This is a genomic window from Neisseria sp. MVDL19-042950, from assembly GCF_030504625.1.
In the GTDB taxonomy this organism is placed as follows: Bacteria; Pseudomonadota; Gammaproteobacteria; order Burkholderiales; family Neisseriaceae; genus Neisseria.
In genome coordinates, this window is record NZ_JAUKWH010000005.1 from 47838 (window position 1) to 62413 (window position 14576).

Here is a 14576-nt window from a genome sequence, read left to right on the forward strand (position 1 = left end):
GGCCTCAGTTATAATACCCGCATGATCTATCACCACATCGCCCTCAATATTCCCATTTCAGACGGCCTCTTAACCTACGGCCACCCGACCGCCTTGCCCAAAGGCTGTCGGGTGGTGGTGCCGTTTCGCGGCAAACCCGTTGCCGGTGTGGTGTGGGCGGGCGGCGTAACGCCGGAGATTGACGCGGCGAAAATCCTGCCGGTTCAGACGGCCTTTACCGACGAACCGCTGTTTCCCGAAAGCTGGTGCAAGCTGCTGGAGTTCACTTCGCGCTATTACCATTATCCGCTCGGGCAGGCCGTGTTTACCGCGCTGCCTTTGGGCTTGAAAGAGACCAAGCCCGTCGAAACACCGCAGCCGTCGCAGTTTTATGCTTTGAACGAAACAGGTAAAGCGCAAACCCCGCCGCCGGAGCGTTTCCACAAAAAACACGCCTTATGGCAGGCTTTGTTTTCAGACGGCCTCAGCATGGCGGCCTTGAAACACATCCACAACCAAGCACCGAAGCTGCTGCAAGAGTGGATGGAAAACGGCTGGATACGCACCACCCAAGCCGCCGCGCCCGTGTCGAGGCCGTCTGAACACCGATTAAACGCCGAGCAGCAAGCCGCCGCGCAAGCCGTTCAGACGGCCTCCGATACCTTCAAACCCTTCCTGCTCTACGGCATCACCGGCAGCGGCAAAACCGAAGTCTATTTCGACGTGATGGCCAAAGTGCTGGCGGCGGGCAGGCAAGTGCTGTTTCTGCTGCCCGAAATCAACCTCACACCGCAACTGCTCAAGCGCGTGGAAGCCCGTTTTGCCGACGTGCCGACCGCCGTGCTGCACAGCCAAACCGCGTCCGGCAAACGCACCCAAGACTACCTGCGCGCCATGCTCGGGCAGGCCAAACTGATTATCGGCACGCGGCTGGCCGTGTTCACCCCGCTGCCCGATTTGGGCTTGGTGGTGGTGGACGAAGAGCACGATACCTCGTTCAAACAAGACAACGAACTGCGCTACCAAGCCCGCGATTTGGCCGTTTGGCGCGCACGGCAAAGCAGTTGCCCCATCGTGCTCGGCAGCGCCACCCCCAGTTTGGAAAGCTGGCACAAAGCGCAAACCGGCGCGTACCAACTGCTCGAACTGACCGAGCGCGCCCATTCCGCCGCCCAACTGCCGCAAGTCGATATCTTAGACGTGCGCCGCCTGCCGCTCGACAACGGCTTCTCGCCGCAAGCCCTGAAACTGCTCAAAACCAACCACGAACAAGGCGGCATGTCGCTGGTGTATCTCAACCGCCGCGGTTTCGCGCCCGCCCTGTTTTGCGGGGACTGCGGCCACACCTTCGGCTGCCCCCGCTGTTCCGCCAAAATGGTGCTGCACCAACGCGCCCGCCAACTGCGCTGCCACCATTGTGATTTCAGACGGCCCGTACCCTACAAATGCCCCGAATGCGGCAACCAAGACCTTACCGCCGTCGGCCACGGCACCCAACGCGTCGAAGAAACCCTGCGCAACTTCATCCCGCAAGCCAAAGTCGCCCGCGTCGACCGCGACAGCACCGCCCACAAAAACGACTGGGCCGATTTATACCAACGCATCGCCGCCAACGACATCGACATCCTCGTCGGCACCCAAATGCTCGCCAAAGGCCACGACTTCGCACGGCTGAACCTCGTGATCGTATTAAACGCCGACGGCAGCCTGTACAGCGCCGACTTCCGCGCCCCCGAAAGACTGTTTGCCGAACTGATGCAGGTTTCCGGCCGGGCAGGGCGCGCCGAAGCAGCCGGCAAAGTGCTTATCCAAACCCAACTGCCAGAACACCCCGTATTCGCTGCCGTAAAAGCGCAAAACTACCGCATCTTCGCCGAAAACGAGCTGAACGAACGGCAAACATTCAATATGCCGCCCTTCGGTTTTCAGACGGCCATCCGCGCCGATGCCGTCAAAATCGACGAAGCCGTGCAGTTTCTTAACGACATCCAAGCCGTTACCCAACCGCTGCTGCCCGAAACCGTATCCGCCTTCGGCCCCGTACCCATGCTGATGGCGCGGCTGGCCGAACGCGAACGCGCCCAAGTGTTTTTAGAATCCGCCTCCCGCAAAGACCTGCACCACGCCGTGAGCCTGTGGGTGCAAGTGTTGCAGCAGTACCGCGACGGCAAAGTAAGATGGTCGGTGGATATCGACCCGCAAGAGATGTGAAGAGGCCGTCTGAAAACTGTTTTTCAGACGGCCTCTAAGGTTATGAATGGTTAGCTTTTAGAAGAAGATTCGGGAAAAGCCTCTTTAAACCATGCTTGGAATTCGGGGGTGTGGCGGATGTTGTCCAAACCGTCGTCTTGTTCAATATGTTCTTTGTTGGGGAAATGATTTGAATGTTGTGCAAGACGTAATTGTTTGATTGCTTCGACTGTATTTCCTTCCAAGGCACACAGGCAGGCATGGTTATAGGCAAAGTTTTCTTGATGTTGAGGATATTTATTTAAGAATCCATCAATCAAATTGCGGGCTTGTTGCAATTTGATTTGTGCTTCGGCAGGTTGATTGTCTTTTAAAATATGAAGTTCATGTAGTAAAGCGCTTAACCAGTTATAAGCGGCCTCATGCATGTCGGGCTTGATAGTCAATGCTTGCCGGTATTTTTCTCCTGCGTCACGCCATTTTTCCAAGGCTGTCGCGGTATCGCCTTGTGTGGCCAAAACCTGCGCTTCGTCAGCTAAGGCCTTTCCCCAGTTATCGGCGACTTCGTGTATGTCAGGCTCAATAGCCAATGCTTGTTGGAATTTTACTCCTGCGTCAACGCCATTTTTCCAATGCCATTACGGTATCGCCCTGTATAGCCAAAGCCTGTGCTTCTTCAGCTAAAGCACTTCCCCAGTTATTGGCTGCTGGATAAAAGTCATTTTTAATTTGTAAAGCCAATTCGTATTTTTCTCCTGCGCTTTGCCATTTATCGAATGCTGCTGAAGTTTGATTTTGTGTGTATAAATTTCGTGCTTCCATATATAAGGCACGTCCCCAATTATAGGCAGCGATATATTTTCTAGGATTAGAGCGTAATGTTTCTTGGTGGTATTGTTCGACTTTGGGGAGCCAATAATTCTGTTGTTTGCGATTACCTTTTTCGTATAAATAACAAGCGTGAAATCCTGCGTTGAAGTTGGCTTGTTCATCTCTACTATCTTGTAGAAGAACAGCTTGCCAAGCATAAAGAGCGTTTTCATTATCTTGATAATTTTGGCTTCTTTTCGCTTGATCTGAAAGCAAAATAGCTTGGGCGCGTAGTTGTTCGATAAGGGGAATTTCTTCATTTTTAGACAATTGTTTTGCTTTTTCAATGCTGCTTGTTTGTGCTTCCTGATTTTGTTCTTTGGGGTTCCATTGCTTCATTTCTGCAATGTCTTGAGTATATTTTTCAGCACTGTCGTAATGTTCTTTGATTTTTTCTACATATTCTTTAGCCTGTTCTAGGTCTTGTTCTAATTGACGTTTATCTTTTTTATAAAGTAAAAGTGGAATGGCAACGCCTATGGCTGCAATAACAATGCCTGCCACGGCAAAGACTATGGTAATAAAGGTCATCCACCAGTTGAGGTTTTGTTGCTGGTTATCCATAACCTGCATACGCAATGCTGAAATATTGTCTTGCAGCATTTCAGCTTGTGAGGCAATCAGATTGTTTATTTTCGGTTGTTTATCCGTTGTGGTTTCCACTGTTTTTGTTATGGAGGAGTTGCTTGCCCCCGTTTGTTTCGGATCGGCTAATGTATCGGCAGTCGCGGAAAAGGCAAACGGCAAGCTGAGTATCAAAGCTGAAAGGAAGGATTGAAAAAAGCGGTTGTTCATCGGCGTGTCCTAATCGATAGGGTGTTGATTATAAAGAGGTAAACCGCAAATGGATACTTCCCGAATATCCGGAAAAAGGTAGTTGTTCGTAACCTTGAGATGCTACTTTAATATTCAACAGGTATTTTTACATAAATTTATAAGTTGCTAATTTGGTTGATTATTTTGTTGTGTCATTTTTGACGGATACAACTGTTTTAAGCGGGTTTTGCTTGACTTTTAAGCATTGCCCGCTTTGTTATTTTGCGTTAGTTTGTCAGGGAGCCTGATAACGTTCCGACTGAAAAGTAGTTTTGTTTTTGTAAAGATTAAAGGCGATAACCGCCAGTTTTCGCATGATCGCCGTGATAATGACTTTTGACAGTTTCTTCTTTTGCTTAAGACGTTTTGTAAATTCGGGAAAGTATCCGCGAGCATAGGCGACCATAGCAGGCATGAATAATGCGGCACGCAAACGCCTATTCCCGAAGCGGGTTATCCTACTTTTGCCGTTTACACTGATTCCCGACTGCCTTTGATGCGGACTTAATCCGGCAAAGGCGACAAATTGACCGGCGTTTTTAAATGTACCGGATAAGAGATGGTTGGTTAGAATGGCGGCGGTTAACTTGCCAATCGAAGGTATGGTTTGAAGGCCGTCTGAAACGTCTTTCAGTTCAGGATACTGCATGATTTTTTTCCATTTCAGCTCTCACCAAAGAAAGCTGTTTTTGGATATGGACGATGTTTTCACGATGAATTTGTTTGACAAATTCATCTTTGGCCGCCGAAAGCCTGTTCTTTTCTGCCGTCTGACTTTCAATAAGCTGTTCCTGTAATGCCAAAACACGCTTTAAGCGGTAATGGGCTTTTGATACGGGTTTCCTCAAGGGCAAATCTTTCGGCAAAGCAGTACTGCAATATTCGGCAATGAGTTTTGCATCTTGCTTATCGGTTTTGGTTCGAGCAAAGCGGCTTTTGGCATAGTCGCTTATTTTCAGAGGATTAATGACGGATATTCTGTAATCTTTGCCCATGTAATCGGCAACATCTTCAAAGTAGTTTCCGGTTGCTTCCATACAAATATGGATATCGGAACAATTGAAATTATCCAACCAGCCTTTCAGCTTTTCAAAGCCTTTTATGCCATTCTCGAATTTCGCTGTTTTAACAACACCGTCTATCAGCAATGCTGCATCAAAGGTTTTATGCGATATATCCAATCCCAAAGCGTTTCTCATTATTACCCTTACTATTCAGATTCATACTGACGTATGTTCTTTGATGCTACCCAATCTTTATAAACAAGAAATCCCCCGCTTCAATCTCAAGTACAAGCTATATCGCTTTGGCCGTTGTCGAAGTCGAGGGATACGGTTTGAATTACGTCTAATCCAAACCTTTAAGCCGTCTGTTTCCAAACGGCTTAAAACTTTGAATTAGCATTTTATTGCTTTGAATTGTTGATTTTGCTTAAAAATTAAGCGATTTTTGGGGTTTTAGCGAGCTCGCGGGAGAACGCCGGAAGCAACAAAATTGCCGAAAAGCAAACTGGCGGGAGGTCCCGCACCCCGAGACCATTTTTTTATTGCCGCCCCCTCTAAAAACATGCCGTGCTATCCGAACATACGCGAGGAGGGTTCGACAATAAAAAAATGGCCAAATCAAAGATTAACAAAATACCAAATAACAACAGACAAAATAAAACCAATGCAAATACCAAGCAAAGGATAACCAAACCACTCTTTTAAAATATATTTAGTACCTTTTTTCCTATGAACATGAATAATTGCATAAAGAATAAGACCTGCAATAACAATCTCTAAAACCATTCGGCACCTACTGCATATTCACACGGGCTTCATTGTAGCCGTCATACATTAAATTAGACTTCGACGCACCACCCATCACTAATACTTGCTGCGACTCCACCGCTGGCGATACTACCGTTTGGGCAGGTGTTTCTACCGTTTGTCTATCCTTATAGGGATTATAAATACCGTTTTCGGCGTAATCAATACACTGGGATTTTTTTATGCCTTTTATCGGTGTGGCTTGGTCTGTATAACATGTGCATTTACCTTCGGTTTTGACACAGGCAACCGGAAACGGCATGGTCTTAATGCTTTTATTGTGGACGTTGTATATCGGCGCAGTCCACGGCTGGCCGTCTATAACCGGCTTGTAATCATCTTCGGCCAAATGGGGCTTACTCTCTGGCTTAGACTGAACAGGCACCGGCGGGTATTGCCCCGCTTGGCTTGCGTCATTTGTGGTAGGAGCCGCCACCAACGCACCCCCGGCGGGGCTTGCCGCTGGAGCGGCAACTTGAGCTTGTGAAGTGGATTCCTGTTTATCTACATAGCTGTTCCAACTACTGTATACATACCAAGCTGAAACTATAATAGTAAGCAATACAACGGGAACAATATAAACAACGCGGCTTAACTTGGTATTGATTTTGGTGTGTTCTTCAGCCGACCTATACACGCCGAATGCCTTTTTATCCAAGGTATACACGCTTTTTACGGCACTTTGAACACTGGTCTTACTTGTCGGATCACCGCAGCTTTCCCATTCCAACATTCGTCTTACACCGAGATTGGTTTTGCTGATATGGCAGTGATGACCTATCAGGCTTCGGACATTAATATCTATCAGTCTTGGATGTTGGGTTAACAAAAATATATCTATACCTTTGTGTCGGTGCGTTTCAAGCTCGGCAACGAAATCGGGCACTTTCGAACCGCTTGGCCGCGGTCTGAATACGCGCTGGCACTCATCTATAACAAGGATAGCCCCCGTAGGCGCCCATTTATGCCACGTCTGCATGGTTTCGCCTTCGGGCATGGGCAGGTTGGGAATAATATCGCCTCTTACTTCCGGTATTCCGTCTAAGTAAAGAGGGCGGTTTTTCAAATCTTTCCGATTCATCAAATCGGAAATCATTTTTAAGGTTTTTCCGCTACCCGGAACACCGGTAATCAAATAGAGCATTTGTGTTTTCCTTTTCCGTTATTATTTGCGCTGAATACTGGCCGATAGCTTGGACATGGCTTTAAGGGATGCGACAAAAGCAAAGGTGCCGAATATCCAATTGAGCACTACGCCAATTCCTACTATATAGGCTAAATTCAATGCATCGCTTGGGATTCCGCCTATCTGTTCCTGCACTTTCGAAATGAAATAGCCTTGCAATTCATTAAGGCCGACATACGACACGAAAGACAACCCCAATGCGGCAATCACACGACCGGCGACATTCATCAATACGCCTGTTATCAATGAACCCCACATATCACAATTCCTTTACTGATGAATATGCAAACATGCTGCATGAAATGATGGTTGCTAATATGACTATCGGTCTTAACTTCCTCAACACATCACACAGATATTCATAGCCTATTTCAAAACTGCCCAATGCGCCCAATTCATAACGTACCGGTGCGGGACAGGTTCCATCAGTGGCAAACACATCTAAAGGTTCCAATTTCAACTCTATTTGCTTTTCGGGTACTTCCAAATCTTCATACCCTACATCACCAATATCGGCACATTGAGCAGCACGGGGATTCTCTCGACAAAATTCACGCTGTTGCTGATTTTGCTGTTGGTTTTGCTGGCCGTGTTGACCTTGCTGGGCATTTGTATCAGAAGGTTGATTATTATTCTGATTGGGTATGGCAGGATTGTTTTGACCTTGATTAGGCACAGACGGGGTATTGGTATTAGGAGCAACACTTTGCCTTGTCGGTGCTTGATTGGAGTTAGGCTGCAAATCGGGCCTTGGAATAACACTTGCCGTTACCGAACCGTCTGAATTCATAGTGAACTGGGTTTGCTGGGCTTGATTACTACCGGCAGGTGTATACGGTGCCGTGGTTACAGTACTGCCGTTAACCGTAACTGATTTAGTGGCCGCATCGACAACGCTATTATTTTTGGACGTGCCATACACTTTTAATGGCGTCAACGACTGCCCGCCCGAAGACTGACTATCAGATGATTGTGTACCGCCATTAGAATTATTCGGGGCGGTATTGGACGCTATTTTTTCCAACTGCTTCATCATTTGATCATGATTGGTTTGCTGGCTGGCAAACATGCGCTGAAGAATATCTTTTACTTCGTCAGCCGACAAAGTTAAATCCTTAGATTCCACGGAATCAGATACAGTAACAGTATTCCTAGCTTCCCAAGATACATTAAGAATCCTTGATTTAGGATCTTGAAACGTATACTTAATACGACCTTCTATCAATTTACCAGATTCAAATATTTCAACGGTATTATTACCATCAAACGGATTAGTTCCATTATTATTGCCCCTCAAACCAGCAACATAAGTAGTATAAATAGCTTGAGATACTATTTTTCTATCCGGAGCATTTTCGATAAATGTAACCAAAACAGGATACACATTGCCATACTCATTCTTTTCAACACTTTTAGATACTGACGATTCCATTACCTTAGCCACCGCACCGGAGGCTTTCTTAAGAGCAGCGTTAGCAACGGCTCCGCCTATATCGCCGCTTTTTTCGGCAGCGGATTGTGCAGCAGAGGCACTGTTTGCAGCTTGAGAGGCAGCAGAAGCGGCAGAACCGCCTTTATTGAATACATTGTTATAAACATTCATTGCTGCATTAGCCGCATCATTAGCTTTGGAATCACCAAAAGCCCCAGAAATACGCCCCCCTAAGCCACCAGTAAACAAACCATCAAGAAAAGAACCAATAGCATTAGCAGTTCCGGACAAACCGCCTGCAAAATCACCACGTGAAAAAGCCTGCCCAGCATCATTAGCAATAGGCAAACTATTACCAACCGAACCGCCTATCCAAGATGTAATAATCGCAGTATTCACAACTTGATTAACCTTACTTGGCATAGTCGCTTTATTGCCAAAATTGTCAGTAACGGTAACACGGTAATTCTGGGTTGCCGTTACCGTGCCGCCATTGCTGGATACGGTAGGATTGCCGACCTTTTGAGGATTAACGCGCAACACGCCCGTTTTCGGGTTATAACCTTGATTCTGCAATGCCTGCCCACTAGGAAAACTGGTATCAATGCGGTTTACGGCAGGAGGCGGAGGCGGCGGAGGTGGCGGAGGTGGCACATCCGCCCATGCTAAAATCGGTGTCAGCGTAGCGTTAAAGCTAAAACAACCAAGCACAGCGATACGCATAATGCGGGGAAAAGTCCTAAGACAAATTCTATTTCCGGTATCATTTTTCATTACTACTTTCACTCTCTATCATTGCCACAGACCTCAATGCAACCACCACTACAAATAACAAGGCGAAAAAAACCACCATATTCCGACCTATATATTGAGCAGCTTCAAAATATGCACCATATTCACATTGAGGCATCACAAGTTTGATTATCTGTTCTTTGTAAACCCAATTTGCGCCATTAAAAACGGGGTGATGCAGCACCCCGTCTTTGTCGATCGTCGGCACAACTTGGGTCATCACGACGTTTGTTGCTTCTTCATGCGTCTGATAGCAAATTCGGCCGACTTGATAACCCATGATTACACCTTAGCCCACGGCGTTTGAACCACGCTTACCGACGCGAATCGTCGCAAAAGCAATACCGATACCAACCGCCAGAACGCCAATTGCTAATACGCCAGCTTTCAAACCAGTGAGTTCAGTTTTAACCGTTCCCAACAAATCTGATTCATCAGCCATGGCAATTGCAGGCAGAGCGGTAGTGGTTGCTACTGCTACGGCGTATTGGAGTTTTTGTTTCCAGTTTTTCATAATGGATTTCCTTTTTAAAATTAAACAAAAGTGAGTTAATGCGGGCTATGTGAAAGGTTTTTCAGACCGCCCGCCGAGCCTGAATCTGGTTTATTCGGTTTTCTGATAAAAGGCGAATATCTGAAAATCCCCGCCTATTTCATCTACTCCAGCTTGCAATGCGTCTTCATAGTTTTCGTATTGACCGGCGGCTTTGATGTTTGGTGTAAAACCCACATCGCCAAACGGATCAGGATAAAGAAATTCATGATTTTCCAAATCCTGCACTATGAAACGCTGTTCATATTTATTTACCATGACTTAGCCTTTCGGCGGATTTTGCGGCTGGACTTGGAAATCTTTCAGCACCGCCACCATGCCCTTACCGGTTGAAGTCATCTCAATGGTTGCAATCACAGCGATTGGAAATTTCAAGTTTTCCAGCCGCTTGAAATTGTCGGATTCACCGAATTTCATATTGGCAGCGGTAAAGCCTACGGCGTTACCCGACTGGCTGGGCATCGGCGTAGCAACAAGTACGGTACATGTATCGAGTTTGTTACCGTCGATTTCGCCTTTGAATTTTTTAGCACCAAGCAGAGTTGCTTGAATTTGGGTAATCTGGCTTTGCTCAAACATAATCTTTCCTTTCGGGTATTAATTCACAGTTAAACGATTTAATGGTGTTCACGGCTTTTCGCCGATGGGTTATAAAATAGGCCAACGAAAACTTGTAAGGCGAGTTTTCAATCTGGATCTTGCGAGTTAATGCTTTGCCTTGCTGTTCGGCTATCTCTAATTTCTTATGTTCGGGCAAGCCGTCATAAAGACATCTGGATAACCATTGCTGATAGGCATCTTCTTCTTTCTGCCGTCTGATACTGCCCCTGTCATTAGCAACTAATCCGAATAATGCACCATGAGGGTTGTAATCATCAGATAGTTTCCAATTTAAAAATTCATCGGTTTCTCTTGCGAGTTCGGCCTCTGGGGAGTTATGCAGATAACCGTATTTTTGCGCTTCCAATAACTCGTTAACGTCGTATCGGGCAGGTTCCAAACCTTTAGGATATTTGCCATCCTCAGCTATCAGCATTTCGACAATTTGGGCATCATCCATACCGACATCCCGCATGAATCTGACTAATCCGCCAACGGCGTTTTTGCCGTGCTTCACTTTATGTTCAAAAGTCATATTGAGCGTTTTTTCCCTGACGGCGATTCTTTTGGCTTCGGGCATATTCGCAAAGGTTTGGCAAATGGGAAACGCCCCTGAAAAATAAGCGCCTGAATCCTGCAATATTTCAAACGGTATCTCTATATCGCCGTGATTGAACTGAATTTCGAACCGCACCCACGGACTATCTTTATCGCCAAGCTGACGGCCTTTTTCATATATCCGCACATAACGGGCATTTTTTACTTTGCCGACATAAAGGGTTTTGCCGGTATGATCTTCTTTCTGCCATGCAGTACCCCGACATTCTCTTTTAGGCTGCATATTGTGATTGTTGAAAAAGCCGTTATCGTGGTCTAACAAAGCCTGTTCGGGCGTGTATTCACCGTTGAAAAAATCCAAAGCCAAATCACATCTGGTTATGCGGCAACGTATGGCGTTTTTCATAAAATCGTAAAGCCGCTTTTCCCAACCTTCGGAGGCCAAGTTACAGCCCAAACCTTTCAATTCAACCAAGACCGTATCCCGCTGACCGCCGTAATGAACCGCTCCATATTCAGCATCTTCAGAACCGAGTAAATACATGCTGTCATAAAATTTATTCCCCTTAGATTTTGCTTTTCGGGTTATGCCGAAGCCCAACATTTCTTCGAGCTTTTTACTTAAAACCCACATGTATTCAGTATCTGAAACAAGCGGATGCCCTACGAATTTCAACAATGTATCTTCATGAAATGTGAAAGTTATCCAGTCGCAAAATACGCCGTCTATGGCACCGCGCCTTTGAGGAACTTCGATTAATCTGCCCCTTCCATCAGTAAGGAAATGGGAAAAGTATTCAATCGGGTTTTGGTGTTGCTCCCCACTCATTGGATTGGGTTTTTGTTGCTCCCCCCCTGTTAGTCTAGGGGGGCGGCCTTCGGCGGAACCCGCCGCGCCGTGGCCGGCAGAGCCGACCACCGCCGCAGCGTTTCCCGCCACGGCCTTTTTATCCGCACCAACAGTCATTTCAACATTTCCGCATCAATGATTTTTGCCACTTCCTGCCGACCGCATTTATCGGCCATGCGGTAAGTTCTTTGCGGAAAATGCGGGTTTGAAATGGGAAAATTGATGGTCCTAACTAAGTTGTGGTTTTTGTAGATACGCAGCAGATAGGATTTACTGTTAAAGAACTTGTCTAAATCTACAGAGTAGTAAGCAATGCACATGATTAAGCCCCTTTCACTTGGCTAAGTTAAAGGAGCGTTAAAGTTTGTGAGTTATGCCCCTCTTATGGGGCGCAATATATAAGGCCGTCTGAAAAGCGGCAAACAAAAAAGACTGCTGAAGCAGTCTTTTTTTCTTATTCTTCCGCCGATTAGCGTTTGAACATGTTGCCGAATTTTTGGTTGAATTTGTCCACACGGCCGGTGGTGTCGACGATTTTTTGTTGGCCGGTGTAGAAGGGGTGGCACTCGGAGCAAACCTCGATAGTGAAGTTTTCTTTAGCCATAGAAGATTTGGTAACGAATTTGTTGCCGCAAGAGCAGGTAACGTTTACGTCGTGGTATTCTGGGTGAACGCCTTGTTTCATTTTGATTTCCTTTTAGGTTGCGGGCATAGGGATTGTGCCTATGCTTCAAGAGTTAAGTTGAGCATTATGGCAAGAACTTGTTGTTTTGGCAAGTTTTGCGTGTTCGGGTAAGTATTCAGACGGCCTGAAATGCTACAGGCCGTCTGAAAAGGAAAGATTATGGTTGGCGGGCTTTAACGGATAACGCCGCATGCCATTCTGTGACCGCCGCCGCCCAAGGGAACCGGGTGGTCGTGATGGTTGTCGCCGCCTTCGTGAATCATCAATGAATGCCCGCGCAGGTCTTCGATGTTTTTAATCCGCGGTGCCAATACGGGCTGGGTGGCTTTGCCGTCGGCGGTTACGGTTAGAGCGGGCAGGTCTCCCAAGTGGCCGCTGTCGTCCCACGGGCCTTTATGTGCGCCTGTGTGGGCGGGATCCCAATGGCCGCCGGCTCCGTGGCCTTCGGTTAGTTTGCCTTTATGCATGGCAGGGGCGCAGCTGGGTTTTTCATGAACGTGGAAGCCGTGGATGCCTTCCGTCAAGCCGTGCAGATTGGGGGTGAAAACTGCTCCGTATTTGTTTTGGGTGATGCGGATTTCGCCGATGGGTTTATCGCCGGTTTTTGCGTTGAGCAGGGATACCGGAACCACGATTTCAGATTGTGCGTATACGGCGGCGGACAAACAGCATATTAATGCCAATAATGTTTTTTTCATTGTGTAACCCTCTTGAATTGTGTGTGTGTTTGGCAATATCAAGAATTTTACAGGAAATATATACAAACATATTGGCATTTATATATCGGTGTCATCGTTGAAATCAATCAGCCGCGCCGCCACGTTGTACCGCCCGCGCCGTCTTCGAGAATAATGTTTTCGGCGTTGAGCAAATCGCGGATACGGTCGGATTCCGGCCAGTTTTTCTCCGCGCGCGCTTGTTTGCGCTGTTCGATCAGGCTTTCGATTTCTTCGTTGGAGAGGCCGTCTGAAACGCTGCCGCCCTGCAAAAATTCCTGCGGATCGCGTTGCAGCAAACCGATAATGCCGCCGAGTGCTTTCAAGCAGCCCGCCAGTTCGCTGCTGTTGGTTTTGTTGACTTCGTTGGCCAATTCAAACAATACGGCCATTGCTTCTACGGTGCCGAAATCGTCGTTCATGGCGGCAAAGAAACGGCGGGTGTAGTCGTTGGCGTTTTCGCCGACTGCAAACTCGGCGGGCGGCGTGTTTTTCAAAGCGGTGTACAGGCGGGTAAGCGCGCCTTTGGCATCGTTCAAATGGGCATCGGAATAGTTCAGCGGGCTGCGGTAGTGCGCACGCAAAATAAAGAAGCGCACCACTTCGGCATCGTATTTTTCCAACACTTCGCGGATGGTAAAGAAGTTGCCCAGCGATTTGGACATCTTTTCGTTATCCACGCGGATAAAGCCGTTGTGCAGCCAATATTTCACATGGCTTTCAATCGCTTTGCCGCCCGAATGGTTATGGCCGCAACTGCCGCCGTGCGCGCCGCAGCTTTGGGCAATTTCATTTTCATGATGCGGGAATTGTAAGTCCGCACCGCCGCCGTGAATATCGAAAGTGTCGCCGAACAACTCTTCGCTCATGGCCGAGCATTCGATATGCCAACCGGGGCGGCCTTGCCCCCACGGGCTTTCCCATGCCGGTTCGCCGGGCTTGGCGGCTTTCCACAATACGAAGTCCAACGGGTCGCGTTTGAAACCGTCCACTTCCACGCGTTCGCCCGCGCGCAAATCGTCCAGCGACTTGCCGGAAAGCTGGCCGTATGCGGCAAATTCGCGCACGGCGTAGTAAACGTCGCCGTTATCGGCGGCATAAGCCTTGCCGTTGTCGATCAGGCGTTGGATCATGCCCAACATCTGTTGCACATGCTCGGTGGCTTTCGGTTCCACATCGGGGCGGATCACGCCTAAAGCCGCCGCATCTTCATTCATGGCTCGGATAAAACGTTCGGTCAGCTCGCCGATGGTTTCGCCGTTTTCCGCGGCGCGGGCAATGATTTTGTCGTCGATGTCAGTAATGTTACGCACATAAGTCAGCGGATAGCCCTGTGCGCGCAACCAACGGGCAATCATGTCGAACACCACCATCACGCGGGCGTGCCCCAAGTGGCAGTAGTCGTAAACAGTCATACCGCAGACGTACATGCGCACGTTTTTCGGGTCGATGGGGATGAATTCTTCTTTTTGGCGGGTGAGGGTGTTGTAAACGGTTAGCATGGGTTTGCTCTTTATTTGTTCAATCTATCGGTAAAA

15 protein-coding genes and 1 pseudogene are annotated in these 14576 nt (G+C 47.7%); 1 reads left to right on the top strand and 15 read right to left on the bottom strand.

Annotated features, from left to right (window positions below):
- Positions 1–21 precede the first annotated feature (21 nt).
- Complete coding sequence (locus tag Q0X97_RS05785; RefSeq protein ID WP_302066436.1) at positions 22–2190, top strand: primosomal protein N'; 2169 nt, start codon at positions 22–24, stop codon at positions 2188–2190.
- A gap of 50 nt (positions 2191–2240) precedes the next feature.
- Here the strand turns inward: Q0X97_RS05785 and Q0X97_RS05790 are convergent, their stop codons facing one another.
- From Q0X97_RS05790 to cysS, 15 genes and pseudogenes are all read right to left on the bottom strand, one after another.
- Positions 2241–2759, bottom strand: coding sequence for a hypothetical protein (locus Q0X97_RS05790; protein ID WP_302066437.1), 519 nt, complete (start codon positions 2757–2759; stop codon positions 2241–2243).
- A gap of 25 nt (positions 2760–2784) precedes the next feature.
- Positions 2785–3834, bottom strand: a complete 1050-nt coding sequence (locus Q0X97_RS05795; protein ID WP_302066438.1) for a YtxH domain-containing protein — start codon at positions 3832–3834, stop codon at positions 2785–2787.
- Positions 3835–4090: 256 nt separating this feature from the next.
- Positions 4091–5054: pseudogene (locus Q0X97_RS05800) on the bottom strand (IS110 family transposase).
- 598 nt (positions 5055–5652) lie between these two features.
- Positions 5653–6810 (bottom strand): zonular occludens toxin family protein, encoded by a 1158-nt coding sequence (locus Q0X97_RS05805; protein ID WP_302066440.1) that lies wholly within the window; start codon positions 6808–6810, stop codon positions 5653–5655.
- Positions 6811–6831: 21 nt separating this feature from the next.
- Positions 6832–7110, bottom strand: coding sequence for a DUF2523 domain-containing protein (locus Q0X97_RS05810; protein ID WP_302066441.1), 279 nt, complete (start codon positions 7108–7110; stop codon positions 6832–6834).
- A 1-nt stretch (position 7111) separates the two neighbouring features.
- The gene (locus tag Q0X97_RS05815) at positions 7112–9058 is read right to left on the bottom strand and encodes a virulence factor TspB C-terminal domain-related protein (RefSeq protein WP_302066442.1); all 1947 of its coding nucleotides are present in this window, start codon (positions 9056–9058) and stop codon (positions 7112–7114) included.
- Positions 9048–9356, bottom strand: a complete 309-nt coding sequence (locus tag Q0X97_RS05820; RefSeq protein ID WP_302066443.1) for a hypothetical protein — start codon at positions 9354–9356, stop codon at positions 9048–9050. The genes Q0X97_RS05815 and Q0X97_RS05820 overlap by 11 nt, the downstream gene beginning before the upstream one ends.
- A gap of 9 nt (positions 9357–9365) precedes the next feature.
- Positions 9366–9590: a hypothetical protein gene (locus tag Q0X97_RS05825; protein WP_302066444.1), complete on the bottom strand. Its 225-nt coding sequence runs from the start codon at positions 9588–9590 to the stop codon at positions 9366–9368.
- 90 nt (positions 9591–9680) lie between these two features.
- Complete coding sequence (locus Q0X97_RS05830; protein WP_302066445.1) at positions 9681–9887, bottom strand: hypothetical protein; 207 nt, start codon at positions 9885–9887, stop codon at positions 9681–9683.
- A 3-nt stretch (positions 9888–9890) separates the two neighbouring features.
- On the bottom strand, positions 9891–10208 hold the full coding sequence (locus Q0X97_RS05835) for a hypothetical protein (protein ID WP_302066446.1): 318 nt from the start codon (positions 10206–10208) through the stop codon (positions 9891–9893).
- Positions 10201–11616 (bottom strand): replication initiation factor domain-containing protein, encoded by a 1416-nt coding sequence (locus Q0X97_RS05840; RefSeq protein WP_367881744.1) that lies wholly within the window; start codon positions 11614–11616, stop codon positions 10201–10203. The genes Q0X97_RS05835 and Q0X97_RS05840 overlap by 8 nt, the downstream gene beginning before the upstream one ends.
- Positions 11617–11750: 134 nt before the next feature.
- The gene (locus tag Q0X97_RS05845) at positions 11751–11957 is read right to left on the bottom strand and encodes a hypothetical protein (protein WP_302066448.1); all 207 of its coding nucleotides are present in this window, start codon (positions 11955–11957) and stop codon (positions 11751–11753) included.
- Positions 11958–12106: 149 nt separating this feature from the next.
- Positions 12107–12322, bottom strand: coding sequence for a 50S ribosomal protein L31 (gene rpmE / locus Q0X97_RS05850; RefSeq protein ID WP_085389143.1), 216 nt, complete (start codon positions 12320–12322; stop codon positions 12107–12109).
- 173 nt (positions 12323–12495) lie between these two features.
- Positions 12496–13020: a superoxide dismutase [Cu-Zn] SodC gene (sodC, locus tag Q0X97_RS05855; RefSeq protein ID WP_302066449.1), complete on the bottom strand. Its 525-nt coding sequence runs from the start codon at positions 13018–13020 to the stop codon at positions 12496–12498.
- A gap of 107 nt (positions 13021–13127) precedes the next feature.
- On the bottom strand, positions 13128–14540 hold the full coding sequence (gene cysS, locus Q0X97_RS05860; protein ID WP_302066450.1) for a cysteine--tRNA ligase: 1413 nt from the start codon (positions 14538–14540) through the stop codon (positions 13128–13130).
- Positions 14541–14576: the final 36 nt, after the last annotated feature.

Excerpts from the sequence above, each read along its gene's own strand:
- Q0X97_RS05785 (WP_302066436.1), top strand. The coding sequence starts at position 22 with ATGATCTATCACCACATCGCCCTCAATATTCCCATTTCAGACGGCCTC.
- Q0X97_RS05795 (WP_302066438.1), bottom strand. The coding sequence starts at position 3,834 with ATGAACAACCGCTTTTTTCAATCCTTCCTTTCAGCTTTGATACTCAGC.
- Q0X97_RS05805 (WP_302066440.1), bottom strand. The coding sequence starts at position 6,810 with ATGCTCTATTTGATTACCGGTGTTCCGGGTAGCGGAAAAACCTTAAAA.
- Q0X97_RS05810 (WP_302066441.1), bottom strand. The coding sequence starts at position 7,110 with ATGTGGGGTTCATTGATAACAGGCGTATTGATGAATGTCGCCGGTCGT.
- Q0X97_RS05815 (WP_302066442.1), bottom strand. The coding sequence starts at position 9,058 with ATGAAAAATGATACCGGAAATAGAATTTGTCTTAGGACTTTTCCCCGC.
- Q0X97_RS05820 (WP_302066443.1), bottom strand. The coding sequence starts at position 9,356 with ATGGGTTATCAAGTCGGCCGAATTTGCTATCAGACGCATGAAGAAGCA.
- Q0X97_RS05825 (WP_302066444.1), bottom strand. The coding sequence starts at position 9,590 with ATGAAAAACTGGAAACAAAAACTCCAATACGCCGTAGCAGTAGCAACC.
- Q0X97_RS05830 (WP_302066445.1), bottom strand. The coding sequence starts at position 9,887 with ATGGTAAATAAATATGAACAGCGTTTCATAGTGCAGGATTTGGAAAAT.
- Q0X97_RS05835 (WP_302066446.1), bottom strand. The coding sequence starts at position 10,208 with ATGTTTGAGCAAAGCCAGATTACCCAAATTCAAGCAACTCTGCTTGGT.
- Q0X97_RS05840 (WP_367881744.1), bottom strand. The coding sequence starts at position 11,616 with ATGAGTGGGGAGCAACACCAAAACCCGATTGAATACTTTTCCCATTTC.
- Q0X97_RS05845 (WP_302066448.1), bottom strand. The coding sequence starts at position 11,957 with ATGTGCATTGCTTACTACTCTGTAGATTTAGACAAGTTCTTTAACAGT.
- rpmE (WP_085389143.1), bottom strand. The coding sequence starts at position 12,322 with ATGAAACAAGGCGTTCACCCAGAATACCACGACGTAAACGTTACCTGC.
- sodC (WP_302066449.1), bottom strand. The coding sequence starts at position 13,020 with ATGAAAAAAACATTATTGGCATTAATATGCTGTTTGTCCGCCGCCGTA.
- cysS (WP_302066450.1), bottom strand. The coding sequence starts at position 14,540 with ATGCTAACCGTTTACAACACCCTCACCCGCCAAAAAGAAGAATTCATC.